Raw genomic sequence first — 26,309 nt, 5'->3', positions numbered from 1 at the left:
CTTCCGTCCGCTCATGGCACCAGACGGGCCGCAACTTGAGCCAACCCGATGGATAGCCCGATGACCACGCCCCTTGCCCCGCACATGGACCCCAAGCGCTCCTTTCAGGCGCTGATCCTGACGCTGCATGCCTATTGGGCCGACAAGGGTTGCGCGGTGCTCCAGCCCTACGACATGGAAGTCGGCGCCGGCACCTTCCATCCGGCGACCACGCTGCGCGCGCTTGGGCCAAAGCCCTGGCGTGCCGCTTACGTGCAGCCCTCGCGCCGTCCCTCCGACGGTCGCTACGGCGAAAACCCCAACCGCCTGCAGCATTATTACCAGTATCAGGTCATCCTGAAGCCCAACCCGTCCAACCTGCAGGAACTCTATCTCGGCTCGCTGAAGGCGATCGGGCTCGATCCGCTGTTGCATGACATCCGCTTCGTCGAGGACGATTGGGAAAGCCCGACGCTGGGTGCCTGGGGTCTCGGCTGGGAATGCTGGTGCGACGGCATGGAAGTCTCGCAGTTCACCTACTTCCAGGCCGTTTGCGGCATCGACTGCTCGCCGGTCGCGGGCGAATTGACCTATGGCCTCGAGCGCCTCGCCATGTATGTCCAGGGCGTCGACAACGTCTACGAGCTGAACTTCAACGGCCGCGAAGGCGAAGAGAAGATCTCCTATGGCGACGTCTTCCTGCAGGCCGAGCAGGAATATTCCCGCCACAACTTCGAATTCGCCAACACCGAAATGCTGCATCGCCACTTCATCGATGCCGAAAAGGAATGCCAGGCCCTGCTCGCCGCCGGCGCCCCCTCGGACACAGAAAACCAGCGCCTGCACAAATGCGTCTTCCCGGCCTATGACCAGTGCATCAAGGCCTCCCACATCTTCAACCTGCTCGACGCCCGCGGCGTCATTTCGGTCACCGAACGCCAGGCCTATATCGGCCGCGTCCGCGCCTTGGCCAAGAGCTGCGGCGAGGCGTTTCTGCTGACCGATGCGGGTGGGGCGAATTACGGTCGGGCGGCGTAAATAGAACACGCATTGCGCGAAATTGACTTTTCTGCAATTCTCTACTATATGTGGAGTGCGGTCGAGAGAGCTGCCTTTGCAGTTCACTGAAACTCTGTTTCACTCGGCCGCCTCATGTATCTTCTGTATGTTGATGACGCGGGTTCTATACCGAACAAGAGCGAGAGGCACTTCGTTCTCGCTGGAATAGCCGTGTTCGAACGGCAGGTTTGTCACCTTGATCTTCGCCTTAGTGAGTTGGCAGCTTCCATCTTGCCCGAAGAGCCGCGTCAGTTGGAATTTCACGCCAACGAAATGCAGTCTGGCCGTAACCGCTGGCGCCGCCTTGGGTCCAGAGAGGTTCGGCGCTCCTATTTATGTGACGCTTTGAGAACTTCGGAAGGTCTCAAAGGTGACTGGGCACTCTTCGGGATCGTCGTGGAAAAGGCTGTGATGCCGGACGAAGACGTCATGGAGTATTGCTTCGAGCAGCTCAGTAGCCGCTTCGATCACTTCCTTGGGCGAATGCGCCGCCGAAGCAATACGCAGCGCGGGATCATCATCATGGATGACTCCACCAAGGAAACCCGCCTTCAGGAACTGGCGTTAAATTTTCGTACCCACGGCCACCGTTGGGGCAAGTTGCGCAACCTCGTGGACGTGCCATTTTTCGTCGACTCCAAGGCGACCCGTCTTGTCCAATATGCAGACATGGTCGCCTATGCGCTCTGGCGTGCCTACGAGCACGAGGACCACCAGTTCCTCGATCTCATAAAGCTCAAGTTCGATCGAACCGGTGAAGCCATACATGGCCTCCATGTGGTAAAGAGATCAGAGGACGGCGCAGCCGGTGGAGTTCCCCCTAAAACTCCAGCCCCGCCGCCACCCGGTTTTCGATCCTGACCACCAGTCCGTGGATCTTCGCCATCAGCACGTCGAAGTCGATCGGCTTCGTCAGATAGCTTTCGGCGCCGGCGCCAAGCCCTTCGATCAGTTTTTCCCGGTCGGCGAGTGCCGTCAGGAAGACGAAGGGCATGTTGGAGAATTGCGGATGGTTGATCTGCAATTCGCCGAGCATGGAGATGCCGTCCATCTCCGGCATGGTGATGTCGGAGATGACGATATCGGGCCGGTTCTGCAGGATCTTGTCGAGCCCTTCCTTGCCGTTTTCCGCCTGCAGCACGCGGATGCCCGCATCCTCCAGTTCTTCGACGATCAGTTCACGAACGTCTCTTTCGTCTTCGACGCAAAGTACCGTGATCATGCTGTCCTCCTCTTCTCCCCGTCGGGGATCACGCGGCATGGGTCTCCGCTGCCGCCTCGGTTTCGCTTGCCCGCGCCGGTCCTTTGACCGGCAGAACCAGCGTAAATGTTGTTCCCTTGCCCCGTTGGCTCTCCACGAAGATATCGCCGTCATGCAGCGTGACGATCTGCTTGACGAGCGACAGCCCGATGCCGGTGCCGGCAATGCCGGTCGAGGTGCGAGCGCGGAAATAGGGTTGGAAGAGCTTGTCGATGTCCTCGGCATCGATCCCGACACCCTCGTCCCTGACCGACAGGAAAACGAAGCCTTCCTCTTCCCAGCCTCGGATCAGGATGTCGGGCGCGCGGGGCGCATATTTGATCGCATTCGACAGGAGATTGGTGATCACTTGCGAAATGCCCAAGGCATCGCAGCGGATCATCGGTGGCAAGGCGTCGATATCTGTTTCGAAGCGGTGATGCGGCGAAGACAGCTTCTGCCGCTTGATCGCCTGTTCCACGAGCTTGTGCAGCGCGCAGTCGACCAGCGAAAGCTCAGCCTTGCCGGTTTCCATGCGCCCGGCCGACAGAAAACTCTCCATCAGTTCGACCATGCGCGCCACCGCCGAGCGGATCTGCTGCGTCTTCTCGCCGAGGAAGGCCGCATCGATGCCGCCCTTCTTGCGCAGCAGCCGCTGGGCTGCACCGTCGATGATGGCAAGCGGCGTGCGAAATTCGTGACTGGTCATGGCGACGAACTGCCGCTGCATGGCGTTGATGTTCTTTTCCTGCTGCAGCGCCTCTTCGAGCGCCGCCGCCTGGGCTGCGATCTCCGCGGTGCGTTGGCGAACGGTCTTTTCCAGCTCGTCGCGGTTGCGGATCAGGTCCTTCTCCGCCCGCTTGCGCACCGTGATATCGGTATAACTCAGCACATAACCGCCGTTGGACAGCGGCTCTGAGCGCACGGCCAACACCTTGCCACTCGTCCGCTCCCGCTCGAAGCTGTAAGGCAGCCCGAGTTCCGCCTGCTCGACGCGTTCGCGCACCATGGCCTCGTGGTCGCCATCGCCCCATTCGCCACGGCAGGCATTGTAGCGCAGGATGTCCTCGAAGGCGGAGCCGGGCGGGAACAGCTCCGGCGGAATGTTCATCAGGTCGTAGAGCCTGCGGTTCGCCATCAACAGCCGCGACCGGTTGTCGAACACGCCGATGCCGCCCGGAATGGCATCGAACACCTGTTCCAGGAGGCCAAAGGCCTTGCGCTGGTCGGCAGTGGCGATCGCCACTTCGGCAAAAAGATCGGATTCTTGGCCCTTGATCCGCCACACATGCACCTTCACGGGATAAACGGTGCCGTTGCGTCGCCGCTGGATGGTGTCGAAGGAAATCTTCTGGGCCCGTCCCAGCATCAGCGGCACCAGCCGCGCCCGGTAATCGGCCTCGGAAACACCGGCCTTCAGCTCAGCCGGCGTCATGGCTGACAGCGCCTGGGCGGAATAACCGGTCCGGACACTGGCCGTTGCATTGGCACGCGTGATCTGCAGACTTTGCGGATCGAAGACATAGATCTCGTCGGTGGAAAGCTCCACCATGTCGAGCAGTGTGCCGGTACAGCCGTTTCGATGCGCAATGATCGTGCCGATTTCTTCCGACAGCATGCGCAGGATCGCCAGCTTTTCCTGGCTCATGCGTTTGCCTGTTCGCCCGAAGAACAGGACTGTTCCCATGCGCCCGCCTGACGGATGGTGAAGCGTTAGCGGATAGGTCGCGGCTTTCGATCGGCTGCTTGCCCCCGGCGGCAAGCCCTGGTCCGGGCAGATGTCCAGCGGCAGGGAAAGCTCATCCGCAGCGTTTTGGTGAAACAGACGATCGCGGTCGTGCTGGCTGTCGGCGAGATAGACGGCAAAGGCGGGCATAAGGTCGAAGGCGGTAACCGTGGTGATCACGGCGCTGACATCGGTCAGCACATCCGTCAGGCGACGTTCGGGTGTCGCCGCGCGCAGGATGTCGCGATCGGCCAGCAGGGCCCAGACAGGCAGGTCGTTCCAGGTCATCGTCTGCATGCGCAGGTCCCAATCGAAAGCTGCTCGGAGATCTATATTAGGCTCTGCGAATTAACCGCTGCCGTAGAACTTCCGCGCAATTTGAGCCATCGCGGATCCAATCGCGGAAAAATCGGCCAAGTTCGGTTCATGGCGTCTTCGCTCATGACTTTCCCGTGATGAAAGGCTAACTTGCAGCCACTTCAGCTGGGAGCCTTTCGCATCATGTTCACGATACTTGCCATCCTGGTCGCCATCGGCGCCTATCTTGTCTTCGTCTACAATGGCCTCGTGAAGTCGCGGCAGATGGCCGAGGAAGCCTGGTCGGGTATCGACGTTCAGCTGAAGCGACGCGCCGACCTGATCCCCAACCTGATCGAAACGGTGAAGGGCTATGCCGGCCACGAAAAAGGCACGCTGGAAAGCGTCGTCGAGCTGCGCAACAAGGCCCAGGCCGTGCCGGCAGGCGATGTCGCCGGTCGCGCCCAGGCGGAAGGTCTGCTGGGGGCTGCACTGGGCAAGATCATCGCGCTCGCCGAAGCCTATCCGGACTTGAAGGCCAACGAAAATTTCGTCGAACTGCAGCGTTCGCTCGAAACCATCGAGGGCGAGATCCAGATGTCTCGCCGCTATTACAATGGCGCTGCCCGTGATCTGAACGTCAAGGTCGAGAGCTTCCCCTCGAACCTCGTTGCCGGCCAGTTCGGCTTCTCGAAGAAACCCTATTTCGAGATTGCCAACGAGGCCGACCGTGCGGTACCGACGGTCAAGTTCTGACGTCCAAACAAGGACGCGCTTGAGAGACCGAGATCAATGACGACTGACAGTGTGACCATCCTTCCGCCCACCCATGCCCTGACCGGCAAGGTGAGCCCTCCGGGTTCGAAGTCCATCACCAACCGCGCGCTTCTCCTGGCAGGTCTGGCGAAGGGCACCAGCCGCCTGACCGGCGCGCTGAAAAGCGACGACACCCGCTACATGGCCGAAGCGCTGCGCCAGATGGGCGTGACCGTCGATGAGCCGGATGCCACCACCTTCGTCGTCACCAGCTCGGGCGAACTCAAGGCGCCTTCCGCCCCGCTCTTCCTCGGCAATGCCGGCACCGCCACCCGCTTCCTGACGGCAGCGCTGGCGCTGGGACACGGACGCTACGTCGTCGATGGCGACGAGCACATGCGCAAGCGCCCGATCAAGCCGCTGGTCGAAGCGTTGAAGTCGCTCGGTGTCGCAATCGAATCTCCCACCGGCTGCCCGCCTGTCACGATCGATGCTACCGGCCGCTTCGAGAAGAACCACGTCGTGATCGATGCCGGCCTGTCGAGCCAGTATGTCTCGGCCCTTCAGATGGCAGCCGCCTGCGGCTCCGAGCCGTTTACGATCGAGCTTGCCGGTGCCGATATCGGCGCCCGCGGTTACATCGACCTGACGATGTCGGCCATGCGTGCCTTCGGCGCCAAGGTCGAGCAGCCGACGCCATCCTCCTGGGTCATCCAGCCGACCGGTTACACCGCGACCGATTTCCACATCGAGCCGGATGCCTCTGCCGCCACCTATCTCTGGGGCGCGGAAGTCCTGACCAAGGGCCGGATCGACATCGGCACGCCCTCGGACGCTTTCACCCAGCCGGACGCCAAGGCCTATGACGTGATCGCGCAGTTCCCCAACATGCCCGCCGTGATCGACGGCAGCCAGATGCAGGATGCGATCCCGACCATCGCCGTGCTCGCCGCCTTCAACGAAACGCCGGTGCGCTTCGTCGGCATCGAGAACCTGCGCGTCAAGGAATGCGACCGCATCCGCGCCGTCTCGACCGGCCTCAACAACATCCGCGAAGGTCTCGCCAAGGAAGAGGGCGACGATCTGCTCGTCTTCTCCGATCCCGCGCTCTCAGGCCAGTCGCTGCCGGCCGAGATCGACACCTATGCCGATCACCGCATCGCCATGAGCTTTGCGCTCGCGGGCCTGAAGATCCGCGACATCACCATCCTCGACCCCGCCTGCGTCGGAAAGACCTATCCCGGCTACTGGGATGCGCTCGCCTCGCTCGGCGTCGACCTCGTCAGGAACGACAAGAAATGACCACGCTCTTCCGCCTGTGCTCCGCTTTCCTTCTCCTCATCTGGATGGCATGCGGCGCGCAGGCCGAAGAGGTCATCCGCGATTACCAGGCGGATATCGTGGTGTCGGCCGATGGCAGTATGGAGGTGACGGAGACGATCACCGTCAAGGCCGAGGGCAATGACATCAAGCGCGGCATCTTCCGCGATTTCCCGCTCTATGCCGTCGATGAGAAGGGTTTTCGCCGCCAGGTTGATTTCGAGCTCTTGTCCGTCGAGCGGGACGGGCAGCCGGAAGACCATCACACAGAGAGCGTCACCGGCGGCATCCGCATCTATACCGGCTCGGCCGACGTTTTCCTTGAGCCCGGCGAATACACCTACGCGATCACCTACCGCACCGGCCGGCAGATCCGCTATTTCCACGATCACGATGAACTCTACTGGAACGTCACCGGCAATGGCTGGATGTTCCCGATCGAACATGCCGGCGCGCGCGTCACCCTGCCTGACGATGCGATCCCGACCAGGACGGCGGTCTACACCGGCGCCATGGGGGCGACCGACACCAACGCCCGCACACGGCCAGGCTCGAACGGCCGGGAGTTCGAAACCACACGGCCGCTCGGCCCCCAGGAAGGCCTGACCATCGTCCTCGGTTTCGCTAAGGGCCTCGTTGCGCCCCCATCCGCGCAGGAGGGTTTCTGGTGGTTCCTGCGCGACAACCTGAATTTCATCATCGCCTTTGGCGGCCTCGTCCTCGTCTCGCTCTACTACCTGCGCTCCTGGTTCGCCGTCGGTCGGGACCCGGCGAAAGGCGTGATCGTGCCGCGCTGGGATGCCCCAGACGGGATCTCGCCGGCACTCGTCAACTATATCGACAACAAGGGGTTCTCCGGCGGCGGCTGGACCGCGCTCTCGGCCTCCGCCCTCGATCTCGCCGTGAAGGGTTATGTCGAACTCGATGATCTCGACACCGGCATCACCATCCGCCGCACGAAGAAGCCGATCGAAGGAACGCTGGAAGCCGGCCAGGCCCGTCTCCTCAAGGAAATTCCCTCTGCCGGCAACGAACTCGTCATCGACAAGGAAAACGGCAAGCGCGTCCAGACGGTCGGCTCTGCCTTCCGCTCGGCAATCGAGAAGGAACACCGCGACAAGTATTACAAGAGCAATGCCGGCTATATCAGCTTCGGCATCGCCATGTCCGTCGTCATCATCCTCGCTCTGTTCATCTTCGGCACGCTGGATGAAGACGTCTATGCCCTGATGCTGGTGCCCGCCTTCTTCTCGCTCTTCTTCGGCAGCTTCACCGTCGGTCTGGTCAAGATGTTCCAGCGCGGCCGCTCGCTGTTCACCAAGATCTTCTCGATCATCGCTTTGGCCTTCATCGGTTTCATCGCCCTGTCGACCATGGGCCTGATGCTGCTCTCCATGTGGATGGATCTGGAGCAGACCCACCAGATCCCGCTGCTCCTCGCCTTCGGCGGCATCCTGCTGGTCAACTTCCTGTTTCTTTTCCTGATGGGCGCACCGACCCCGCTCGGCCGCAAGCTGATGGACGGCATCGAGGGTCTGAAGATCTATCTGACCCTTGCCGAACAGGACCGGATGAACATGGCCGGCGCACCAAAGATGTCGCCGAGCCACTTCGAAAAACTCTTACCCTATGCGGTGGCGCTGGGTCTCGAAAAGCCCTGGTCGCAAACCTTCGAAACCTGGCTTGCCACAGCGGCAGCCGGTGCCGCTGCCGCCAATTATAGCCCCGGCTGGTACCACGGCAGCAACCCTGGCTGCTTTGGAGGCCGCATCGGCGGCTTCTCGTCGTCCATGGCCTCAACGATCGCCTCCACGATCCCGACCCCGCCGCCCTCCAGCTCCTCGTCCTCTTCGTCAGGCTTTTCCGGAGGTTCGTCCGGCGGAGGCGGTGGCGGCGGTGGCGGGGGAGGGTGGTAGGCCTCGACAAATGTATCATGTGATGATACGCTTGTGATGGCGGAGGCGTCTGATGATCCGGTCCTATGTCAATGCAATGACGGAGGCCGTCGCATCTGGGAAAGCACCGAAGGGCTTCCCTGCAGATCTGTTGAGGCGTGCGATCGTGAAGCTGACGCTGATCGACAATGCCACGTCGCTGAACGACCTCATGCGACCTCCCGGCAATCGGTTGGAACCTCTCAAGGCAGATCGGCACGGACAGCATTCGATCCGGATCAACGACCAATGGCGTATTTGCTTCGTCTGGTCCGACAACGGCGCAGATCACGTCGAGATCGTCGACTACCACTGAGAAGGAGACATGCCATGACCATCGTCCTGCCGCCCGTCCATCCCGGTGAAATCCTGCGGGACGAGTTTCTGGAGCCCATGGGTTTGAGCGCCGGTGGCCTTGCGCGCCTGTTGAACGTGCCCCGCACCCGGATCGAGCGTCTGGTTGCAGAGCAAACCTCGTTGACGCCCGATACCGCCCTTCGCCTCGCTCGCTATTTCGACATGTCTCCGCAATTCTGGATGAACCTTCAGACCAGCTATGACCTGAAGACCGAAGCAGCAGCGAAGGCCGATGAACTCGCCGCTATTCCAGTGCGCGCCGATCTGTCCGCCGCCTGACCCTCCGCCATTTTGCACGCATCCATGGATGACTTTTGCCGCGCGGCTTGCTAAGTCCGCCGCAGCCCTTTGCAACAGCTCAAAAAGTCAGACCCGATGCCCGATCTCCTGCTCGAACTCCGCTCCGAAGAAATCCCCGCCCGCATGCAACGGAAAGCGGCTGGCGATCTGAAGAAGATGGTCACCGATGCGCTGGTGGATGCCGGTCTCACTTATGAGGGTGCGCGTGAATACTGGACGCCGCGGCGCCTGACGCTGGATATCCGTGGCCTTACCGCACGGTCGGCCGATATCAAGGAAGAGAAGAAGGGTCCGAGCGTCTCCGCCCCCCAAGGAGCCATCGACGGCTTCCTGCGCGGCGCCGGCCTCTCCTCCATCGATCAGGCCATCATCAAGACCGATCCGAAGAAGGGCGATTTCTACGTCGCCTACATGGAAAAGCCTGGCCGTGCGGCGGAAGAGATCATCGCCGATGTCATGCCCGGCATCATCAGGGCCTTCCCCTGGCCCAAATCGATGCGATCAGGCTTTGCTTCCATGCCCAAGGGCTCGGGCTATGGCGGCATCGAGGGCAAGGGCATGGAAAGCCTGCGCTGGGTGCGCCCGCTGCAGTCGATCGTCTGCACCTTCGGCCCCGAGCATGACGAAGTCCAGGTCATCCCCTTCGAGATCGACGGCATCGTCGCGTCCAACGTCACCTATGGCCACCGTTTTCACGCGCCGGATGCCATCACCGTCAAGCGCTTCGACGATTACGTCACCAATCTGGAGCGCGCCAAGGTCATCCTCGATGCCGAGCGTCGCAAGGACATGATCCTGCACGACGCCCGCGACATCGCCTTCGCCAATGGCCTGGAACTGGTCGAGGACGAGGGCCTGCTGGAAGAAGTCTCCGGCCTCGTCGAATGGCCCCAGGTCCTGCTTGGCACGTTCGAGGAGGATTACCTCTCGATCCCCGCCGAGATCATCCGCCTGACGATCAAGACCAATCAGAAGTGCTTCGTCGTCCGCCCGCAAGGCGAGGCCGACAAGCTCTCCAACCACTTCATCCTGATCTCCAATATCCAGGCCACCGATGGCGGCAAGGAAATCATGCATGGCAATGGCAAGGTCGTGCGCGCCCGCCTGTCGGATGCGCTGCATTTCTGGAAGCGCGACCAGGGCGACCTGCCGGACCTCGACACGCTGAAGGCCTCTGCCGCCAAGTTCGACCTCGACCTGAAGAAGCCCCTCGACCAGCGCATGGCCAAGCTCGACGCGCTCAACGTCACCTTCCATGCCAAGCTGGGCATGCAGGGTGAGCGCGTCGCGCGCATCCGCGCACTGGCCAAAGAGCTGGCTCCGATTGTGGGGGCCGATGCCGCCGACGTCGATCGCGCCGTGGTGCTGGCCAAGGCCGACCTGCGCACCGAAGCCGTCGGCGAATTCCCGGAACTCCAGGGCGCGATGGGCCGCAAATATGCGCTCCTGCAGGGTGAGAACGCCTCCGTCGCCGCCGCGATCGAGGACCACTGGAAGCCGAACGGCCCCTCGGACCGTCTGCCGGAAGACAGGGTGGGGCTGACGGTCGCACTTGCCGACAAGCTGGATACGCTCGTCGGTTTCTGGGCGATTGATGAAAAACCGACGGGTTCGAAGGACCCTTATGCGCTGCGCCGTGCAGCGCTGGGTGTTGTGCGGATGATTTTGGAGAAGGGTATCAGGCTTCCGTTCTCCGCCGCGCTTATTCGCTCTGGGCGGATGATAATGGCGCAACTTCTAGAAGCTCAGGCTAGCAAGATTGACGCTGGTATGATCGCGCCGATGCGTCAAATGGGTGAGCTCTCTGGTGATGGACAACTCAGCAAGCTGGTCAATCTATCTCAGACCACTGCTGCGCTTATGTCTGGTGGAGCGAATGAAGTAGCTCCGCAGGATTGGGAATTGGCTCGTACGGCCGACCTCCTCTCCTTCTTCCACGACCGCCTGAAAGTCTACCTGCGCGACCAGGGCGCCCGCCACGACATCATCGATGCCGTGCTGACGCCTGATGCCGACGATCTCCTGATGGTCGCCCGCAAGGCCGAGGCGCTCACCGCCTTCATTACCTCGGAAGACGGCCTGAACCTCTTGGCCGGCACGAAGCGCGCCACGCAGCTTTTGGCTGCCGAAGAAAAGAAGGGCACCGTCGTCGCCGATGGCGTCTCGGAAGCGCTGCTGAAGCTCGACGCCGAAAAGTCCCTCTTCGCCGCCATCCAGTCGGCCTCGAAATCGGCAGCCGAGGCCGTGGCATCCGAAGACTTCCGCTCAGCCATGCAGGCGCTCTCGACCCTGCGCGGCCCGGTCGACACATTCTTCGAGGCCGTCCTGGTCAACGACGAGGACGCAGCCATCCGCGCCAACCGCCTGGCGCTCCTGAAGGCGATCCGCGAAGCGACCGGCACGGTCGCGGACTTCTCCAAGATCACGGGCTGATGATGTGAGACCCCGCTTCGGCGGGGTTTTTCGTTTTCACCGCCCGTTTTCCGACCTTGGTTTCGTGTGTTATCGTGGACACGAAGAGACCCGGAGCCGCCAGCATGAACAAGCCAGTCCAGGTGACAATTGCCGAGCCCTATGACCGCTTCATCGACGCCCAGCTCGAAAGTGGCCAGTTCAACTCGGCCGAAGAAGTGGTCGAGGCGGGGCTCAAGCTTCTGAAGGAAGAGCAGGCCAGGATCGAGTGGCTGCGCAATGCGCTGATCGAGGGTGAGAACAGCGGGCCGGCGGTACCGCTGGATCGCGAGGAGTTCAAGGCCCGCATGCGCGAGAAATACATGCGATGAGCGGTTACCGTCTGCGTCCTATTGCGGAAGAGGACATGGACGCGATCTGGGACTACACCTGCCGTTCACGGTCCGCAGCGCGGGCAGATCGATACATTGACGACCTCTTCGACGCCTTCGAGCGTCTGGTTCAGACACCGGAACTGGGTCAGAAAGCGTTCTTGATCGCAGCTGGCTACCGGCGTCTCCGCGTCAACCATCACCTGATCTTCTATCGCAGGACGGAAGACAATGGCATCGAGGTCGTCCGTATTATTCACGAGCGAGCCGACCATGCGGGTAAATTGGACGAATGACTTCCATGCCTGCTAAAATCTTCATCAGCGCCTGCCTGCTTGGTCGTCCCGTCCGTTACGACGGCAAGGGCAAGCCGCTGCATGATCCGCTCATCGAGCGCTGGAAATCCGAAGGTCGCCTCGTCGGCTACTGTCCCGAACAGGCTGGTGGCCTGCCGACGCCGCGTCCGCCCGCCGAGATCGAGAGCGGCATGAACGGCGACGATGTGCTGGCCGGCCGTGCCCGCGTGCTGGAGGTCACAGGCGGCGACGTGACGGGGGAATTCATCGAAGGCGGCAAGAGGGCGGTGGCTTTTGCGCAGGAGCAGGGCTGCAAGGTGGCGCTCCTCATCGACGGCAGCCCCTCCTGCGGTTCCGGTTTCATCTATGACGGTTCGTTTTCCGGGAGCCGCCATCCGGGCTTCGGTGTCACGGCAGCCCTGATGCGTCAGGCAGGCATCGAGGTCTTCTCCGATCGCGAGCTTGATCGGCTTTCGGCCCACATCGACCAGACAGGCTGAAATGAAAAGGCCGCCGGATCGCTCCGACGGCCTTACGTTTTGTCGTCCGAGATCTGGCTCAGCTTGCCATGCGATAGGCCTGCTGGCCGGCTCCGGCCTGGCTGGTTTTGAAGCTGCGGATCAGGTTCAGGAGGTCGCCGGTATCATTGGCGAGAACCTCGGCCGAAGCCGTGGTTTCCTCCGCCATGGCGGCATTCTGCTGAGTTGCCGTATCCAGCTGGTTGACCGCGGAAGAGATAGAACGCAGCGTCGTGTCCTGTTCCTGGGCGCTGTGCGAGATTTTCGACACGATGTCGTTGGCGCTGGCGATCTGGTCCGAGATACGCTTCAGCGCCTCGCCCGTCTGACCGACCAGCTGCACGCCTTGTTCGACCTGGGCAGACGAACGGGCGATCTGGTCCTTGATTTCCTTGGCGGCCGCTGCCGATCGCTGGGCGAGTTCGCGCACTTCCTGGGCGACGACGGCAAAGCCCTTGCCGCTTTCGCCGGCACGCGCCGCTTCGACGCCCGCGTTCAGCGCCAGAAGGTTCGTCTGGAAGGCGATTTCGTCGATCACGCCGATGATCTTGGTGATCTCTGCCGACGACTGCTCGATACCGCTCATCGCATTGATGGCGCGGGTCACGATCTCGTCGCTCTGGCGGGCTTCGGCGCTGACCGAACCCACGCGGTTTGCCGCCTCACGTGCACCGTCGGCCGTCTGGCGCACGGCAACCGTGAGCTCGTCGAGCGCGGCGGATGTCTCTTCGAGATTGGCGGCCTGGCGTTCCGTGCGGGTGGCAAGCTCGCCGGAGGCGCGGCGGATCTCTTCCTTGGAAACGGCGATGTCGTTGCCCTTGAGGTTGACGCGGGCCATGGCTTCTTCGAGACGGGCCAGCGCATCGTTGAAATTGTCACGCAGGGCTGCATATTTCGGTCCGAGATCGGCGCAGCGGACGGTCAGGTCGCCATCGGCCAGCTTTTCCAGCGACTGACCGATGGTGGAAACCACATGCGCCTGTTGGCGTGCTTCGGCGACCTGTGCTTCGGCATTCTGGCTGCGTTCGTTGTCCAATTCGCGCTTCTGCTCTTCCTGGCGGGCAGCCAGTGCATGGCGTTCGCGGATCTTCTCCTGCAGGCTCTGCGTCGCCTTGGCCATCATGCCCACTTCGTTGCCCATGTCGGTATGCGGAATGGCAATGGTGACATTCTCGTCGGCAACCGCTTCCAGCGCATCATGGATGGCATTGAGCGGGCGCGTGATGCCGCGCACCACCAGATAGGCGGCCAGAAGCGCCAGGAGGAAGATGCCGGCCGAGAGGCTGACGGTCTTGATGATGCCGGCGCGGACTTCAGCCTTCAGGTCGTCGGTGTAGAGACCGGTGATGATCACGATCTTCCAGGGCTCGAAGGCCTTGCCGTAGGAAGCCTTGGGGTAGCTGCGGTCTTCCGGATCCTTGCCCGGCTTCGGGCCGATGAACTCGACGAAACCGCCGCCGGTCTGGCCGAGGCGCACCAGCTCGTCGCGATAGGCAAAGCCGTTTGCATCCGGCTTGCCCTTGTTGCTCTTGCCCACATCCTTCGAGGTCGGGTGGAAGACCATGACCACGTCATAGTCATAGCCGAAGAAATAGCCGTCCGGCTCGAACTTCATCTTGTTGAGCAGCGCATAGGCCCGCGTCTTCGCTTCATCGACCGAAAATTCGCCTGCGACGGCACGATCGTTGAAATCCTTGAGGATCGACAGGGCCGATTCCACCTGGGTCCGCAGCAGTTCGTAGCGCTGTTGATAGATGGTTGCCGTCGCCGAGCGCACTTCGAAATAGGTGGCGGTGGCGAAGGCCGCCATCAGACCGCCAATCAGCACGAAAAGTTGGAGGGAGATGCGGAAATTTTTCATGGCCGGACAAGCTTTCGTCGAACCGAACTGGTCGGGTGATGGCGGGAATGGAGAGCGCATCAGCCATCATGGCCGTCGGAATATCTCCGCCCTAACCTCTGTTCCAAAAGTTGATATCGCTTTAAGTAGCTGCGAATATTCGGCCTTGATAAGTTACCCGTGAAAAATGAGGGTAAACGACATAACGCCCGGGACTGGGCCGGGCGCTACATCCGTGTGTCACCACGATGTGCCGCAGAGCCCGGATCGTAAGGCGCTGCGGGAAGGGGATCACTTCAACCGAAGCTCGAAGCTGGCCTGGTTGATCGGCGCGGGGCCGGCCGGAACGGACACCTGGGCAACGGCGGCCGTCGTGGCGTCCAGATCGACCCCGTCGGATACAGGTGCACTGGCGACGATGGTCGAACCCTTGGTGGCCCAGCCCTCGGCCGAGGTCATGAACACGACGGGCGAGCCGCCCAGCCAGCTTTCGACGCGCTTCAGCTTCTTCTGGCCGTCCACGTCCACGATCTCGGCGGACTGGGCCCCTGGCGCGACGTTTGGAACGACATACTGTCTTTTTGATATCTGCGGACCCAGAGGCGGGCAGTGCGCGCAGGTCATCTGCACCACGCTCGATCCGTCAGCCGTAAATTTGCTGGCGAAATCGATGGAGGAAGCAAAGGCCGGCGATTGAGCGGCGGATGCAGCAAGGATCATGGATGTCAGAACGAAGCGGCGCATGATGTCTTATCCCCGATTGTTGGGAAGACGGTAGCGCAGCTTTCTTTCGATCCGGTCAGGAGCTTTGGTAAAATTTGAACGAAAAGGCGGGTTTTCGCCCGAGATGCCCTGATTTTTAGCGCTTTTCGCGCGCAATCGCCCGCCAGCCGATGTCACGTCGGCAAAAGCCATTCTCCCAATGCACCGCATCGACGAGGCGGTAGGCTTCGGCCTGCGCTTCCACGACGGTCGCCCCGCGCGCCGTCGCGTTCAGCACGCGCCCACCGGTCGCGACCAGCTGCCCGTCCTTCAGCGCCGTGCCCGCATGAAAGACCTTTGCGCCATCGCCTGCATTCGGCAGGGCAGCGATCGGCGTCGCCTTGTCATAGGCGCCGGGATACCCCTTGGAGGCCAGCACCACGGTCAATGCCGGGTCCTCGCTCCACTCCGCCGTCACCTGATCCAGCGTGCCGGTGGCAGAGGCGTAGAGGATGGCCAGGAGATCGCTCTTCAGCCGCATCATCAGCACCTGGCATTCCGGATCGCCGAAGCGGACATTGTATTCGATCAGTTCCGGCCCCTTGGCCGTGATCATCAGCCCGGCGAAGAACACGCCCTGGAAGGGATGGCCCATCTCGGCCATGCCGCGCATGGTCGGCTCGATGATCTCCTTCATCGTCCGCTCGACCATATCGGGGGTCATGACAGGTGCCGGCGAATAGGCGCCCATGCCGCCGGTGTTCGGCCCTGTATCGCCGTCGCCGACGCGCTTGTGATCCTGCGCCGTCGCAAGCGGCAGAAGCGATTTGCCGTCGGAAAGGCAGAAGAAGCTCGCTTCTTCGCCATCAAGGAAAGCCTCGACCACGACTTCCGCACCGGCCGCGCCAAACGCACCCTCGAAGCAGTCATCGATCGCAGCCAGCGCCTCGTCCAGTGTCATCGCGACCGTGACGCCCTTGCCGGCGGCAAGGCCATCGGCCTTGATGACAATCGGCGCGCCCTGTTCACGCACATAGGCTTTGGCCTTCGGCGCATTGTTGAAGCGCTGATAGGCACCGGTCGGAATGTTGAACCGGGCGCAGACATCCTTGGTGAAGCCCTTGGAGCCTTCAAGCTGGGCGGCCGCCGCCGACGGCCCGAAGACGGCAATGCCGGCCTCGCGCAGCTTGTCGGCGATGCCGGCCACCAGCGGCGCTTCCGGGCCGACCACGACGAAGTCGATGTCCTTGTGCTTGCAGAAGGCAATCACGGCCGAATGATCGTCTGTATCGAGCGAGACGAGTTCCGCTTCCTCCGCAATGCCTGGATTGCCGGGGGCTGCATAGAGCTTGGTGAGATCAGGCGACTGGGCGATCTTCCAGGCCAGCGCATGTTCGCGTCCACCCGACCCGATCAACAAAACCTTCATCACCAGCCTCCAGTGCCACAAGGGAATGCCCGGCGGTTAAGGGGGAAGGGGAGAAAGGTCAAGGTGCAGAGGCCTCTTACGCTGCGGTTTATATGGTTGTATGATGTCATCATGCGCCCATCGCGTGTTCTCTTGGAGGGCAAGATGAAGAAATGGACTTTGACGGAGGCGTTTGCGGAATTTGGCGTCGTCAGGAAGAATCCGCGATGGAGTTGGTCTGCGGTAAGTGCCGACGGAAAGACCGTTGTACTCACGATATGGGAAGATCGCCTTGATCGTTCATCGGATCCACCGATTTATGACACCCTCGACTGGCCGCCGGAGACTTGGCAGTCCTCTCACAGCAATAAGGAGCGGCTTGCACATCTGAAGATCGCGCGAGACAACTGTGATGGTCTCTTCCGTGTTGTCATTACCGTAGCCAAGGATGTGAGCAGCCGCCCCCGGAAAATTGTCGGATGCTACCCGCAGAAAAACCTGATCATGCGGCTCGTCGCACTTCAAGAAAGCACTGGGCGTTTTCGGGCTGTCGGCATTGCTCCGAATGCGAGCTAGGCTGCTTTCCTGTGAGTCGCCCTCGGTAAACGTTGCCTTGCCGCAATCGCCCGCTATGGTCCGCGTCCAAACGACAAGACGGATGACCCATGGCCGACGACATCAAGAGCATTGCCGCCCTTATCGCCACCGAGATCAATGCAAGGCCCGACCAGGTCATATCGGCCGTCGGTCTCCTCGATGAAGGCGCGACCGTCCCCTTCATCGCCCGCTACCGCAAGGAAGTGACCGGCGGCCTCGACGATACGCAGCTGCGCAATCTCGCCGAACGGCTGATTTATCTGCGTGAGCTTGCCGCCCGCCGCAAGTCGATCTTCGAAAGCATCGACGGTCAGGGCAAGATGACCGACGATCTCGCCCGCAAGATAGCCCAGGTCACGACGAAGGCCGAGCTCGAAGACCTCTATCTGCCCTACAAGCCGAAGCGCCGCACCCGCGCCGAGATCGCTCGCGAAAAGGGGCTTCAGCCGCTGGCCGACGCCATCCTTGCTGACCGCACCAGCGATCCGCAGAAGCTGGCTGCAGCCTACATCACCGAGGAAGTCCTCGACGTGAAGGCAGCGCTCGAAGGCGCGCGTGACATCATCGCCGAGCAGATCTCCGAAAATGCCGATCTCATCGGCCGCCTGCGCAACGACATGAAGGATCGCGCGATCCTCTATTCGAAGCTCGTCGACGGCAAGGCCGAGGCCGGCGCCAAATTTGCCGACTATTTCGACCATTTCGAACGCTGGGCAACTGTCCCCGGCCACCGCGCACTCGCCATGCTGCGCGGCTGGAACGAGGAGTTCCTGTCGCTCTCCATCGAAGTCGACCGCGACGACACGGCCCCGGTCAAGACCAGCCAGCGCATGATCGCGTCAGCCTATCAGGTCGCGGCCAAGGGCCCCGCCGACCAGTGGCTGTTGGAGGTCGCCGGCTGGACCTGGCGCGTCAAGCTCTCCGTGTCGCTCTCGCTCGACCTGATGCGCGAACTGCGCGAGCGGGCCGAGGAAGAAGCCATCCATGTCTTCGCCCGCAACCTCAAGGACCTGCTGCTCGCAGCCCCCGCCGGTTCCCGTCCGACGATGGGCCTCGACCCGGGCATCCGCACCGGCGTCAAGGTTGCGGTGGTCGATGGCACCGGCAAGGTGGTGGAAACGACGACCGTCTATCCCTTCCCGCCGAAGAACGACATCCGTGGCACCCAGGCCGAACTCGCCTCGCTGATCCGCAAGCACAATGTCGAGCTGATCTCTATCGGCAATGGCACCGGCAGCCGTGAGACGGAAAAGCTGGTGGCCGACATGCTCGCCCAGTTCCCGTCGACCGCACCGAAGCCGACCAAGGTCATCGTGTCTGAAGCAGGCGCCTCCGTCTATTCGGCGTCTGAAACCGCCGCCAAGGAATTCCCCAATCTCGACGTCTCCTTGCGCGGTGCCGTCTCGATTGCGCGGCGTCTGCAGGATCCTCTCGCCGAACTCGTCAAGATCGAGCCGAAGTCGATCGGCGTTGGCCAGTATCAGCATGACGTCGATCAGGGCCGTCTCGGACGCTCGCTGGATGCCGTCGTCGAGGACGCGGTGAATGCCGTCGGCGTCGATGTGAACACGGCCTCTGCCCCGCTGCTCGCCCGCGTCTCCGGCCTCGGCAAGACGACGGCGGAAGCGATCGTCGCCCATCGCGACGAAACCGGTCCCTTCGGCAGCCGCAAGGACTTGCTGAAAGTTCCGCGCCTCGGTGCCCGCACCTTTGAACAATGCGCCGGCTTCCTGCGCATCCCCAACGGCAAGGAGCCGCTCGACGCCTCCTCGGTGCACCCGGAAGCTTACGGCGTGGCGAAGAAGATCGTCGCCGCCTGTGGCCGCGACCTGCGCTCCCTGATGGGCGACAGTGCGACGCTGAAAAGCCTCGATCCGAAGCGCTTCATCGACGAGCAATTCGGCCTGCCGACGGTCAAGGACATTCTGTCGGAGCTGGAAAAGCCCGGCCGCGACCCGCGCCCGTCCTTCAAGACGGCGACCTTTGCCGAAGGTGTTGACGAGATCACCGACCTCAAGATCGGCATGACGCTGGAAGGGACCGTGACCAATGTCGCCGCCTTCGGCGCCTTCGTCGATATCGGCGTGCACCAGGATGGCCTCGTCCACGTCTCCCAGCTCGCCGATCGTTTCGTCAAGGATCCGCATGAGGTGGTGAAAGCCGGCGATGTCGTGAAGGTTCGCGTCGTCGAGGTCGACGTCAAGCGCAAGCGCATCGCGCTCACCATGCGCAAGGATGGCGGTGAGGCGCAGCAGCCCTCCATGCGCGGCGATGCACGTGGAAATGCGAGCGCGATGAAACATTCGAACGCCCGTCCGCCAAAGCCGGAACAGCCCGCCATGGGCGGCCTCGGCGCGGCATTGGCCGAAGCCATGCGCAAGAAGTGAGCGCAGCTCGGTCGCTTAAGGCCTCACGAAAAAAGACGGGCCGGCGCCTGCGCTCCGACCCGTCCCATTGCCCCTCGTAGGCAAAGGCTTCAATGCGCCGCCGCGCAGGCCTGGCAGAAGGGTGTGTGCGGCACCGCGTTCAGCCGCTCGATGGCAATCGGCTCGCCGCATTTGACGCAGGTTCCGAAGGTTCCGGCATGGATCCGGTCGAGCGCGGCGTCGATGCCGCGCAGCTCGCCTTCGCCCACCTGACCGAATTCCTCCAGCACCTCGTCGTTTTCGCGTTCGACGGCCCGCTCCGCGCTATCAGCGCTTTTGAGACGACCAAGATCCGTATCGATCTTCGCCAGGCGGTTTTCGATTTCAGCCTTTCGGGCCGTCAGGATGCGTTCGAAATGGGCCGTGTCCATCGCCTGTACCGGTTGTTCCATGACATCCTCCCTCAACGATCGACCAGAACCGAAATCTTCGAGTGACGCACCACGCGATCCGCAGTGGCGCCGATGAAATAGTTGGAGAGGTCGGGCACGTGCGAACCGACGATGACGAGATCGGCGCCATGCTCCTCGGCCGAGGCGAGGATTTCGCGGGCAGGCGCACCGGAGCGGATTTCCACCCGTGCCGTGACCGCCGCCTTTTCCTTCAGCCCGACCAACTTGCCCTTGGCGTCCTGGATTGCACCCTCGATGATGTCCACCGGCACGTCGATGGCGAGATAGCCGGGAAGGTCCTCGACGACACTGAGCAGAATGATTTCGCCGCCGGCATCCAGCAGCGAACTGGCCTTGGCCAGGATCTTCTCCCCTTTGTCGAGCGCGGCGGGATCGACGGGTACGACGATCTTCTTGTACATCTGGCTCTCCATGTTTTTGCCCCCCGGAGGGGTGTTTCCTCGTTATGGGGAGATCATGCGGCCGCCATGCATCGGGTGCATTGATCAGGATCAAAGGTGGATACGCCGGCTTGTCGTCAACAATTGTCGAACGAGCTTTCGACGAAACGGCATCTACTGTGAACGAAATCCCTGATCCATATTGCTGGAAAGGCAGACCACTGCCGTCAGGAGATTTGCCATGAACGCCGCCATCGAATCCAATGCCGAAAGCTTCGCCCTCAGCCGCCCCGTGCATGTCGGCCAGGCCCATCTCGTTGCCGCCGATCTCGATCTGCTCACCCGCTATTATCAGCAGGTCCTGGGTCTTGAGCGGCTGGAAGACAGCGCCAGTGGTGTCGTGCTTGGCGCCGGCGGCAAGCCGCTCCTGACGCTCACCACAAGGGGTGATGCCGCCCGCGCACCGCGCAATGCCGCCGGTCTCTTTCACAATGCCTTCCTGATGCCGAACCGCGAGGAACTGGCCCATTGGCTGGCCCATGCCGCCCATCTTGGTGTGCAATTCGATGGCGCGAGCGACCATCTGGTCAGCGAAGCGATCTATCTCACCGACCCCGAAGGCAATGGCATCGAAGTCTATCGGGACCGCAGCCCGGACGAATGGCGCTACCATGCGGATGGGACGGTGGAAATGGCAACGAATCGGCTCGACCTGCAGGCACTTTATGAGGCGGCGCCGAAAACCGCTTGGGCCGGCCTGGCACCCAATGCCGCGATAGGCCACATCCATCTCCAGGTCGGCAATGTGCCAGAGGCGGATCGTTTCTACGAAGGCATTCTCGGCCTGAAGAAGATGGCGAGTTATCCGGGCGCCAGCTTCTTCGCCTCCGGTGCCTATCACCACCACATCGCCGCCAATGTCTGGAACAGCCGCAATGCGACCGCCCGCACCGGCGCCATGACCGGGCTGAACGACTACGCCCTCGTTTTCAACGACCAGCAGATGCTGGCGGGCATTCTCGCCACGCTGGATGCCCAGGAGATTAGGGTCGACCGTTTGGACGAAGGCTACCGCCTGCTCGATCCCTGGGGCATCGGCATCACCCTCGTGCCCGGCAACGCCTGATCCATCTGGTCTGGCGCCACCCGCGCCGGGCGGCCAAGCGCTTTCGGAACGGAAACTGTTCCATCGGCGTTGTGCGAGAGCAATTTCGGCAAAGTGCGAAGCGGTTTTGCGTCCGGAATTGCGTGAAAACAAAGACATAGAGCATTGAAGGCGACTCCGTTTTCGCCGGACATGCTCTAGGTCACGACGGGGTCCATCGCCATGCCAGAACCAGAACAGCCAGTCGCTCCAGCCAGAAGGAGCGGCCCGTGAATCTCCAGGTGCAACCGAAGCGGCCGGCCCAGCGGCGTGTGCGTTTTCAAAAGACGGGTCTCGATTATACCGTCTCCTGGTCGGTAATCGGGCTCTTCGCCATTTTCGCCCTGATCTCGCTGCATCTCGCCTCCTTCGTGTTGATCCCGCTCACGATGGCGATTGTGGTTGGCCTGATCCTCGGTCTTGCGGCAGATCGCATGGGCAAGTTGGGCATTCCGCCGATGTTGACGGCGGTCATTCTATCGACGCTCTTTCTCGGGGTCTTGGGCCTGCTCGTCTTCACCATTGCCGGTCCGATCAACATGCTGATCGAGAACGGGCCGAAGATGGTGGAACGGGCCATCGACTACCTCGAAGGCGTGTCCTGGCTGCGTCGCCCGATCGAGGCCCTGTCCAGCAGCCCTGTTTCCCCTGAGGCCATGCTGCAGAATTCCGGGACAATTCTGTCGACGCTTGCAACCGGCGTGACGCCGGCCCTGTTGCAGATCTTCATCTTCGTGGTGGCCCTGCTGCTCTTCCTCGCCTCGCGGCTGACGATGCGCCGGGCGCTGATCCGGGCCTTTTCCCACCGGGACCGGCGCCTGAAAGCCATCCACCTGTTGAACGAGGTGGAGGCTGCCCTCGGTCATTATTTTGCGACCGCCGTGGTGGTGTATGCCCTCTTCGGCGCGGTCGCCGGCATCATTGCCTGGGTCGGTGGCCTCGGCAGTCCGTTGCTCTGGGCCGTTGGCGCATTCCTGCTGAGCTTTATCCCGTTTCTCGGCATCGCCTCCGTCACCATCGCGATGATGGTCGGCGGCGTACTGGCGCACGAGTCCCTTCTGATCGGGCTTCTCCCGGCGATCGTCTTTTTCGCCGTCGACGGTCTGCTGGAAAACCTTCTCCTTCCCGCGGCCATGGGCCGCCGCCTGGAGATGAATACCTTCATGCTGTTCGTGGCGATTGTTTTCTGGACGTGGCTCTGGGGTGCTGTCGGTGCCATGCTTGCCGTGCCGCTCACTCTGATCGGCATGACGCTCTTCGGCGGGATCTTGCCGCAGGCAAGGCCGCAGCCCAATCTGCCCGACTAGGGGCCTGTTGATCGGCTTCCGTCATCTGGTCGTCATGGCCGCGATCTAGACGGCCTCAGACATGCGCCGGAACGTCTCCGGTGCGATCAGGGGCAACGTCATGCGGCATCAAGAACCACGCCTGCGTCTCGGCATCATCGCCGATCCGCAATATGCCGACCGCGATCCGGATACCGACCTCAACCGGTATTTTCGAGAGGTCCCGGCGAGGCTTGAACAGGCCATCACGCATTTCGAGCCTCTGCCGCTCGACGCCATCATCGTGCTCGGTGATCTCATTGACCGGGACTTCGAGAATTTCTCCACCGTCCTCGGCATTCTGGAGCGCAGCCGTCATCCGCGCATTCTGCTGCCGGGCAATCACGACTTCCTCGTCTCGGCGGACAGGCTGCATGACATCCATGCGACGCTTGGAATGCCGGCCCCCTATTACCAGCACAGGCTGAACGGCGTTCGCCTGCTGGTGACGGAAGGCAATGAGATCTCGCTTTTCTCCAGCCCGAAGGGGGATCCGCGTCATGTCGAGGCGGAAGCGCGCCTTGCCGCGCTGAAGGCTGAAGGTGCCGCCAATGCTCAGACCTGGAATGCGGGCATCAGTCAGACGCAGGAGGATTGGATCCGCGCTCGCCTGACCGATGCCGAGGAAGCCTGCGAGCCTGTCCTGCTGCTCGGCCATTACCCCATCCATCCGCCATCCGACCACAATCTGTGGGATGGCGAACGGCTGGCCGATCTGGTCGCCACATCGCCGGCCTCCGTCGCCTATCTCTGCGGTCACCAGCACGCCGGCAACTATGCCAGGCTGGGCAATACCCATTTCGTCAATTTCTGCGGCATGGTCGATACGCCGGAGACGAGTGCATTCGCCGTATTGTCTTTGTTTGACGATCGGATCGAGATTGAGGGATTTGGCCGGGAACCGAGCCGGATCCTGTCTCTGACGTGAACCTTGAAGCGCTCGACAACCTGCGGTGAAATCGGCGATTCAGTCATCGCTCTGACATCGTTCTGTCAGCGATTTGTCAGGTTTACCAGAATGTTGCGCCGGAATGCCCGGCTCACTCCATTGTGATTTTTGTCTCTGCCTCCCACGCGGCAAACATCATCCGTTACGTCAATCCAATGATCGCCCGGTATGCCGGCCGACCTCCAGGGAGAGCAGCCTCATGAAGATGAACACCGTCCTGTCCGCCATTGTGGCGATCTGTCTTGGCACCACCGCTGCGATTGCGGCGGGGGAACCCCAGACGGTGCGCCAGGAACTGATGAAGAAGGCCGGCGGTTCGGCCGGCACGCTGGCCGGCATCGCGAAGGGTGAGAAGCCCTATGACGCCGAAGCCGTGAAAGCTGCGCTGACGACGCTGGTCGAAGTCGGCAAGACCTTCCCCGATCATTTCCCTGCAGGCAGCGAAACCGGCCTCGATACGGAAGCGAGCCCGAAGATCTGGGAGAACATGGACGACTTCAAGGCGAAGGCAGCCAAGCTGGCGACCGTGGCCGAAGCACAGCTTGCCGCGATGCCGGCAGATCAGGCCGCAGTCGGGGCAGCACTTGAAGCCGTCGGTGCCACCTGCGGTGACTGTCACCAGAGCTACCGCCTGAAGAAGAACTGACCCTCCTGGTCGGGCGCTCTTTCGGGCGCCCGCCTCTCATCAGGGCTTCATCGAAAGCCCATCCATTCGCAAGGAGAGCCTGATGGCATCGACATGGCTCAAAGGTCTGGGCGGGCTCGCCATCCTGGGTGTTGCCGGCTTCGGCGCATTTCTCTGGATCACCGCGCCTCAAAGGCAGGATCCGTCCATCTGGGCCGACCTCGGGGATCCCGATATCGCCCATGGCCGCGACGTCTTCTTTGCCGGTGGCTGCACGAGCTGTCACGCGCCGGCCGGTGCAACAGGCGATGAACGTCTGGTTCTGTCAGGGGGCGCCCCGATCAAAAGCGATTTCGGTACCTTCCATGCACCGAACATTTCCAGCGACCCCAATGTCGGCATCGGTGCCTGGACGCTGGCTGAGTTCGGCGATGCCATGACCCGCGGCGTCGGCCGGGACGGCGAACATCTCTATCCGTCGTTTCCCTACGGCTCCTACGCGCGGATGACCCCGAAGGACGTCAACGACCTCTACGGATTCTTGAAGACCTTGCCGGCAAGCGACAAGGTGGCGCCGGCGCATGAACTCGGCTTCCCGTTCAACCAGCGCATTGCCCTTGGGGGCTGGAAATTCCTCTATTTCACCGCAGCCCCCCGTGTCGAACTGGCCGATGCCTCCGACATGGTGAAGCGCGGCCAGTATCTGGTCGAAGGTCCCGGCCATTGCGGCGAATGCCACACCCCGCGCGATGCGCTGGGTGGCTTCAAGGCCGGCCAATGGTTGGCAGGTGGACCGAACCCGGAAGGCGAGGGGACGATCCCGAACATCACGCCCGGCTCAAAGAGCATCGGCTCCTGGAGCGCAGGCGACATCGCGACCTATCTGGAATCCGGCTTCACGCCCGACTTCGACAGCGTCGGCGGCACCATGGTCGAGGTGCAGAAGAACATGGCCCAGCTTCCGGCCTCCGAACGCGAGGCGATCGCCGCCTATCTGAAGGCCGTGCCGGCGGTGCAATAAGCACCGCCTTCACTTTCGCCAGCATCGCGCAAGGCTCATCCTGCATCCTGCCCACCTCGAAATGCCTTCGGAGGGGCCATGAGCATTGAACGCCGGCGGATGGAGAGTGCGCTACGCTCGCTGCTCGACAATTATCCCGATCCCGCCCTGCATCAATGGGTGGACCAGACGGTCCGCGCCTTCGAAAAGCGGTTGTCGGCCATCGTCGATCCGCGCGAGCGCGACCATGCCCAGCAGGCAGCGCTCATCCTGATCAAGACGACCTTGCAGAAATGGTCGGAAAATCCGCCGGTCCGCCACTGACATGTCATGCGACGGTTGGCGGGATCGCGGTCAGCCGCGATGCTCGGCCGCAAAGCTGGAAAGCTCGGCTTCGGCCTCGGGCCCGTAGAGGTCGAGCGCCTTCAGCACTTCGATGGCAAACGTATCCGGCGACGATCCTGCAGCCGTGACAATACCGCCGTCACGAACGGCAGGCGCCTGGTCGACATAATGAGCCGCACCCAGATAGGTCGGGTATCGCTGGTGCGAGGCGAGCGCATTGCCGGTATGGGCGACAGTATTGAGCACGCCGGTTGCGGCGAGCGCGCTGGCCGCCGCACAGATGCCGCCCAGCACCTTGCCCTGGTCGCGGAATGCTGTTGCCATGTCCGTGAAGTCGTAAGCCACGCCCTTCTCCCAGGCATAGCCGCCGGGAATGACGAGCGCGTCGAAGGCATCTGCACTGATTGCGTCATAGCCGATATCCGGCGTGACCTTCAGTCCGCCCATCGAGACGACGGGTGCGCCGTCCGGCGAGGCGGTCACGACATCGCAATCAAGATAATAGCGGGCCGCAGCCATCAGAAGCGCGGGCTCCCAGTCTGCGAAGTCGTTCTGCAGGGCAATGGCAATGCGTGTCATGTCCAGTCTCC

27 protein-coding genes are annotated in these 26,309 nt (G+C 62.1%); 19 read left to right on the top strand and 8 right to left on the bottom strand.

Going from position 1 to position 26,309, the window contains the following annotated elements; genetic code table 11:
- Positions 1 to 84: 84 nt before the first annotated feature.
- Positions 85 to 1,017 carry a glycine--tRNA ligase subunit alpha gene (locus DFO46_RS13595; protein WP_120278255.1) on the top strand — a complete coding sequence of 311 codons (933 nt, stop codon included), beginning with the start codon at positions 85 to 87 and terminating at the stop codon, positions 1,015 to 1,017.
- 114 nt (positions 1,018 to 1,131) lie between these two features.
- The gene (locus DFO46_RS13590; RefSeq protein ID WP_120277664.1) at positions 1,132 to 1,899 is read left to right on the top strand and encodes a DUF3800 domain-containing protein; all 768 of its coding nucleotides are present in this window, start codon (positions 1,132 to 1,134) and stop codon (positions 1,897 to 1,899) included.
- Here the strand turns inward: DFO46_RS13590 and DFO46_RS13585 are convergent.
- Positions 1,859 to 2,260 carry a response regulator gene (locus DFO46_RS13585; RefSeq protein WP_120277663.1) on the bottom strand — a complete coding sequence of 134 codons (402 nt, stop codon included), beginning with the start codon at positions 2,258 to 2,260 and terminating at the stop codon, positions 1,859 to 1,861. The two genes, DFO46_RS13590 and DFO46_RS13585, sit on opposite strands and share 41 nt — an antisense overlap.
- Before the next feature lie 28 nt (positions 2,261 to 2,288).
- Positions 2,289 to 4,301, bottom strand: coding sequence for a PAS-domain containing protein (locus tag DFO46_RS13580; protein WP_120277662.1), 2,013 nt, complete (start codon positions 4,299 to 4,301; stop codon positions 2,289 to 2,291).
- A gap of 204 nt (positions 4,302 to 4,505) precedes the next feature.
- Here DFO46_RS13580 and DFO46_RS13575 point away from each other — a divergent pair, with 204 nt between their 5' ends.
- From DFO46_RS13575 to DFO46_RS13535, 9 genes are all read left to right on the top strand, one after another.
- Positions 4,506 to 5,057, top strand: a complete 552-nt coding sequence (locus DFO46_RS13575) for a LemA family protein (RefSeq protein WP_110789720.1) — start codon at positions 4,506 to 4,508, stop codon at positions 5,055 to 5,057.
- A 36-nt stretch (positions 5,058 to 5,093) separates the two neighbouring features.
- Positions 5,094 to 6,359 (top strand): 3-phosphoshikimate 1-carboxyvinyltransferase, encoded by a 1,266-nt coding sequence (locus DFO46_RS13570; RefSeq protein WP_120277661.1) that lies wholly within the window; start codon positions 5,094 to 5,096, stop codon positions 6,357 to 6,359.
- Complete coding sequence (locus tag DFO46_RS13565; protein ID WP_120277660.1) at positions 6,356 to 8,293, top strand: DUF2207 domain-containing protein; 1,938 nt, start codon at positions 6,356 to 6,358, stop codon at positions 8,291 to 8,293. Before DFO46_RS13570 ends, DFO46_RS13565 begins: the two co-directional genes overlap by 4 nt.
- A 52-nt stretch (positions 8,294 to 8,345) precedes the next feature.
- A complete protein-coding gene (locus tag DFO46_RS13560; protein ID WP_120277659.1) occupies positions 8,346 to 8,627 on the top strand; it encodes a type II toxin-antitoxin system RelE/ParE family toxin in 282 nt (93 codons plus the stop codon).
- Positions 8,628 to 8,641: 14 nt separating this feature from the next.
- On the top strand, positions 8,642 to 8,947 hold the full coding sequence (locus DFO46_RS13555; protein WP_120277658.1) for a HigA family addiction module antitoxin: 306 nt from the start codon (positions 8,642 to 8,644) through the stop codon (positions 8,945 to 8,947).
- 96 nt (positions 8,948 to 9,043) lie between these two features.
- Positions 9,044 to 11,401 carry a glycine--tRNA ligase subunit beta gene (gene glyS / locus DFO46_RS13550; protein ID WP_120277657.1) on the top strand — a complete coding sequence of 786 codons (2,358 nt, stop codon included), beginning with the start codon at positions 9,044 to 9,046 and terminating at the stop codon, positions 11,399 to 11,401.
- 104 nt (positions 11,402 to 11,505) lie between these two features.
- Positions 11,506 to 11,751 (top strand): type II toxin-antitoxin system ParD family antitoxin, encoded by a 246-nt coding sequence (locus DFO46_RS13545; RefSeq protein WP_120277656.1) that lies wholly within the window; start codon positions 11,506 to 11,508, stop codon positions 11,749 to 11,751.
- On the top strand, positions 11,748 to 12,047 hold the full coding sequence (locus DFO46_RS13540; RefSeq protein WP_120277655.1) for a type II toxin-antitoxin system RelE/ParE family toxin: 300 nt from the start codon (positions 11,748 to 11,750) through the stop codon (positions 12,045 to 12,047). The genes DFO46_RS13545 and DFO46_RS13540 overlap by 4 nt, the downstream gene beginning before the upstream one ends.
- On the top strand, positions 12,044 to 12,547 hold the full coding sequence (locus DFO46_RS13535) for a DUF523 domain-containing protein (RefSeq protein ID WP_120277654.1): 504 nt from the start codon (positions 12,044 to 12,046) through the stop codon (positions 12,545 to 12,547). Before DFO46_RS13540 ends, DFO46_RS13535 begins: the two co-directional genes overlap by 4 nt.
- Before the next feature lie 58 nt (positions 12,548 to 12,605).
- Here the strand turns inward: DFO46_RS13535 and DFO46_RS13530 are convergent, their stop codons facing one another.
- From DFO46_RS13530 to purD, 3 genes are all read right to left on the bottom strand, one after another.
- Positions 12,606 to 14,426, bottom strand: a complete 1,821-nt coding sequence (locus DFO46_RS13530; protein ID WP_110789712.1) for a methyl-accepting chemotaxis protein — start codon at positions 14,424 to 14,426, stop codon at positions 12,606 to 12,608.
- Between the two features lie 270 nt (positions 14,427 to 14,696).
- Entirely contained in the window at positions 14,697 to 15,149 is a 453-nt protein-coding gene (locus tag DFO46_RS13525; protein ID WP_120277653.1) for a plant virulence effector HPE1-like domain-containing protein, read from the bottom strand.
- A 115-nt stretch (positions 15,150 to 15,264) separates the two neighbouring features.
- Positions 15,265 to 16,536: a phosphoribosylamine--glycine ligase gene (purD, locus tag DFO46_RS13520; protein WP_120277652.1), complete on the bottom strand. Its 1,272-nt coding sequence runs from the start codon at positions 16,534 to 16,536 to the stop codon at positions 15,265 to 15,267.
- Between the two features lie 144 nt (positions 16,537 to 16,680).
- On the opposite strand from purD, the gene DFO46_RS13515 reads away from it, so the two are divergent.
- Positions 16,681 to 17,091 carry a hypothetical protein gene (locus DFO46_RS13515; RefSeq protein WP_110789709.1) on the top strand — a complete coding sequence of 137 codons (411 nt, stop codon included), beginning with the start codon at positions 16,681 to 16,683 and terminating at the stop codon, positions 17,089 to 17,091.
- A gap of 89 nt (positions 17,092 to 17,180) precedes the next feature.
- Positions 17,181 to 19,499, top strand: a complete 2,319-nt coding sequence (locus tag DFO46_RS13510; RefSeq protein WP_120277650.1) for a Tex family protein — start codon at positions 17,181 to 17,183, stop codon at positions 19,497 to 19,499.
- Positions 19,500 to 19,588: 89 nt separating this feature from the next.
- Here DFO46_RS13510 and DFO46_RS13505 read toward each other — a convergent pair whose 3' ends face one another.
- Complete coding sequence (locus DFO46_RS13505; RefSeq protein ID WP_110789707.1) at positions 19,589 to 19,909, bottom strand: TraR/DksA C4-type zinc finger protein; 321 nt, start codon at positions 19,907 to 19,909, stop codon at positions 19,589 to 19,591.
- A 32-nt stretch (positions 19,910 to 19,941) separates the two neighbouring features.
- Positions 19,942 to 20,352 (bottom strand): universal stress protein, encoded by a 411-nt coding sequence (locus DFO46_RS13500; RefSeq protein WP_110789706.1) that lies wholly within the window; start codon positions 20,350 to 20,352, stop codon positions 19,942 to 19,944.
- Positions 20,353 to 20,572: 220 nt separating this feature from the next.
- Between DFO46_RS13500 and DFO46_RS13495 the strand changes: the two genes are divergently transcribed.
- The 6 genes from DFO46_RS13495 (at position 20,573) to DFO46_RS13470 (ending at position 25,698) form a co-directional block, all read left to right on the top strand.
- A complete protein-coding gene (locus DFO46_RS13495; protein WP_120277649.1) occupies positions 20,573 to 21,457 on the top strand; it encodes a VOC family protein in 885 nt (294 codons plus the stop codon).
- Between the two features lie 248 nt (positions 21,458 to 21,705).
- A complete protein-coding gene (locus DFO46_RS13490; protein WP_110789703.1) occupies positions 21,706 to 22,782 on the top strand; it encodes an AI-2E family transporter in 1,077 nt (358 codons plus the stop codon).
- Between the two features lie 100 nt (positions 22,783 to 22,882).
- Entirely contained in the window at positions 22,883 to 23,728 is an 846-nt protein-coding gene (locus DFO46_RS13485; protein WP_120278254.1) for a metallophosphoesterase, read from the top strand.
- A 220-nt stretch (positions 23,729 to 23,948) separates the two neighbouring features.
- Entirely contained in the window at positions 23,949 to 24,395 is a 447-nt protein-coding gene (locus DFO46_RS13480; protein WP_110789702.1) for a cytochrome c, read from the top strand.
- 82 nt (positions 24,396 to 24,477) lie between these two features.
- Positions 24,478 to 25,395 carry a cytochrome c gene (locus DFO46_RS13475; protein WP_120277648.1) on the top strand — a complete coding sequence of 306 codons (918 nt, stop codon included), beginning with the start codon at positions 24,478 to 24,480 and terminating at the stop codon, positions 25,393 to 25,395.
- Positions 25,396 to 25,473: 78 nt separating this feature from the next.
- Positions 25,474 to 25,698: a hypothetical protein gene (locus DFO46_RS13470; RefSeq protein ID WP_062275898.1), complete on the top strand. Its 225-nt coding sequence runs from the start codon at positions 25,474 to 25,476 to the stop codon at positions 25,696 to 25,698.
- A 30-nt stretch (positions 25,699 to 25,728) separates the two neighbouring features.
- On the opposite strand, the gene DFO46_RS13465 is transcribed toward DFO46_RS13470, so the two are convergent.
- Positions 25,729 to 26,298, bottom strand: a complete 570-nt coding sequence (locus tag DFO46_RS13465) for a DJ-1/PfpI family protein (RefSeq protein WP_120277647.1) — start codon at positions 26,296 to 26,298, stop codon at positions 25,729 to 25,731.
- Between the last annotated feature and the right edge of the window lie 11 nt (positions 26,299 to 26,309).

Origin of the sequence: Rhizobium sp. AG855, from assembly GCF_003610655.1 — a bacterium.
In the GTDB taxonomy this organism is placed as follows: Bacteria; Pseudomonadota; Alphaproteobacteria; order Rhizobiales; family Rhizobiaceae; genus Allorhizobium; species Allorhizobium wuzhouense.
Note: the sequence above shows the minus strand (reverse complement) of the source record. Positions and strands in the feature narration are given on the sequence as shown.

Coding starts and splice junctions, on each gene's coding strand:
- DFO46_RS13595 (WP_120278255.1), top strand. CDS start 85: ATGGACCCCAAGCGCTCCTTTCAGGCGCTGATCCTGACGCTGCATGCC.
- DFO46_RS13590 (WP_120277664.1), top strand. CDS start 1,132: ATGTATCTTCTGTATGTTGATGACGCGGGTTCTATACCGAACAAGAGC.
- DFO46_RS13585 (WP_120277663.1), bottom strand. CDS start 2,260: ATGATCACGGTACTTTGCGTCGAAGACGAAAGAGACGTTCGTGAACTG.
- DFO46_RS13580 (WP_120277662.1), bottom strand. CDS start 4,301: ATGCAGACGATGACCTGGAACGACCTGCCTGTCTGGGCCCTGCTGGCC.
- DFO46_RS13575 (WP_110789720.1), top strand. CDS start 4,506: ATGTTCACGATACTTGCCATCCTGGTCGCCATCGGCGCCTATCTTGTC.
- DFO46_RS13570 (WP_120277661.1), top strand. CDS start 5,094: ATGACGACTGACAGTGTGACCATCCTTCCGCCCACCCATGCCCTGACC.
- DFO46_RS13565 (WP_120277660.1), top strand. CDS start 6,356: ATGACCACGCTCTTCCGCCTGTGCTCCGCTTTCCTTCTCCTCATCTGG.
- DFO46_RS13560 (WP_120277659.1), top strand. CDS start 8,346: ATGATCCGGTCCTATGTCAATGCAATGACGGAGGCCGTCGCATCTGGG.
- DFO46_RS13555 (WP_120277658.1), top strand. CDS start 8,642: ATGACCATCGTCCTGCCGCCCGTCCATCCCGGTGAAATCCTGCGGGAC.
- glyS (WP_120277657.1), top strand. CDS start 9,044: ATGCCCGATCTCCTGCTCGAACTCCGCTCCGAAGAAATCCCCGCCCGC.
- DFO46_RS13545 (WP_120277656.1), top strand. CDS start 11,506: ATGAACAAGCCAGTCCAGGTGACAATTGCCGAGCCCTATGACCGCTTC.
- DFO46_RS13540 (WP_120277655.1), top strand. CDS start 11,748: ATGAGCGGTTACCGTCTGCGTCCTATTGCGGAAGAGGACATGGACGCG.
- DFO46_RS13535 (WP_120277654.1), top strand. CDS start 12,044: ATGACTTCCATGCCTGCTAAAATCTTCATCAGCGCCTGCCTGCTTGGT.
- DFO46_RS13530 (WP_110789712.1), bottom strand. CDS start 14,426: ATGAAAAATTTCCGCATCTCCCTCCAACTTTTCGTGCTGATTGGCGGT.
- DFO46_RS13525 (WP_120277653.1), bottom strand. CDS start 15,149: ATGCGCCGCTTCGTTCTGACATCCATGATCCTTGCTGCATCCGCCGCT.
- purD (WP_120277652.1), bottom strand. CDS start 16,536: ATGAAGGTTTTGTTGATCGGGTCGGGTGGACGCGAACATGCGCTGGCC.
- DFO46_RS13515 (WP_110789709.1), top strand. CDS start 16,681: ATGAAGAAATGGACTTTGACGGAGGCGTTTGCGGAATTTGGCGTCGTC.
- DFO46_RS13510 (WP_120277650.1), top strand. CDS start 17,181: ATGGCCGACGACATCAAGAGCATTGCCGCCCTTATCGCCACCGAGATC.
- DFO46_RS13505 (WP_110789707.1), bottom strand. CDS start 19,909: ATGGACACGGCCCATTTCGAACGCATCCTGACGGCCCGAAAGGCTGAA.
- DFO46_RS13500 (WP_110789706.1), bottom strand. CDS start 20,352: ATGTACAAGAAGATCGTCGTACCCGTCGATCCCGCCGCGCTCGACAAA.
- DFO46_RS13495 (WP_120277649.1), top strand. CDS start 20,573: ATGAACGCCGCCATCGAATCCAATGCCGAAAGCTTCGCCCTCAGCCGC.
- DFO46_RS13485 (WP_120278254.1), top strand. CDS start 22,883: ATGCGGCATCAAGAACCACGCCTGCGTCTCGGCATCATCGCCGATCCG.
- DFO46_RS13480 (WP_110789702.1), top strand. CDS start 23,949: ATGAAGATGAACACCGTCCTGTCCGCCATTGTGGCGATCTGTCTTGGC.
- DFO46_RS13475 (WP_120277648.1), top strand. CDS start 24,478: ATGGCATCGACATGGCTCAAAGGTCTGGGCGGGCTCGCCATCCTGGGT.
- DFO46_RS13470 (WP_062275898.1), top strand. CDS start 25,474: ATGAGCATTGAACGCCGGCGGATGGAGAGTGCGCTACGCTCGCTGCTC.
- DFO46_RS13465 (WP_120277647.1), bottom strand. CDS start 26,298: ATGACACGCATTGCCATTGCCCTGCAGAACGACTTCGCAGACTGGGAG.